1 protein-coding gene is annotated in these 647 nt (G+C 61.1%); it reads right to left on the minus strand.

What is annotated here, in order from left to right:
- Positions 1-620 (minus strand): immunoglobulin-like domain-containing protein (locus ACZ3HH_RS29365; RefSeq protein ID WP_465810008.1); only part of this gene is annotated, 620 nt, incomplete at its 3' end.
- Positions 621-647: the final 27 nt, after the last annotated feature.

Here is a 647-nt window from a genome sequence, read left to right on the forward strand (position 1 = left end):
GTGTCCTGGGTGTCAGTGATCGAGGTGTCGGCCGACTTGCCGTCAACTTCCAGCTTTTCGTAATTGCCGCCCTTGGCGTCGTCGATCTTGACGCTCAGGGAGGTGTCGCCGTTCAGGGCATCGTTCGGCGCAGTGAAGTTGACGCTGGCGCTGCTCGAGCCGACCGGAATGGTAATGGTCTGGCCGTTGGACAGGGTCACAACCACTGGCGAACCGGTGACCGGTGCGCTGACGGACGCGGTGTAAACCACGGTGCCGCCTTCGGCCACAGTGCTGGTCGCAGTGAGGTTTACGGTCGAAGTGTCGATGGTATCGGTCACCTCGGTGACCGCCGCCGCTGGATTGGTCGCCAGGTTTTCAAAGTTGCCGCCCGCGGCATCCTTGATGGTCACTTCAACTTGGCCGGCATCTTTGTAGACGTCATCTTTTGGCGCATCGACGGTCACGGAACCGGTGGTTTTGCCCGCTTCGATGGTGATCACTGCACCATTCGACAAAGTCACGGTGACCGGTGTACCGGCCGCATTGGTCAGGGTCGCGGTATAAACAATGGAGCCGCCTTCAGCCACGGAGTCGGTCGCGCTCAGGCTGAGAGTGGTGGTGCTCGCGGTATCAGTCACCGAGGTGTCCGCCGACTTGCCGTCGAC

The sequence above is a fragment of the Pseudomonas sp. PME37.24/025 genome, assembly GCF_055556615.1.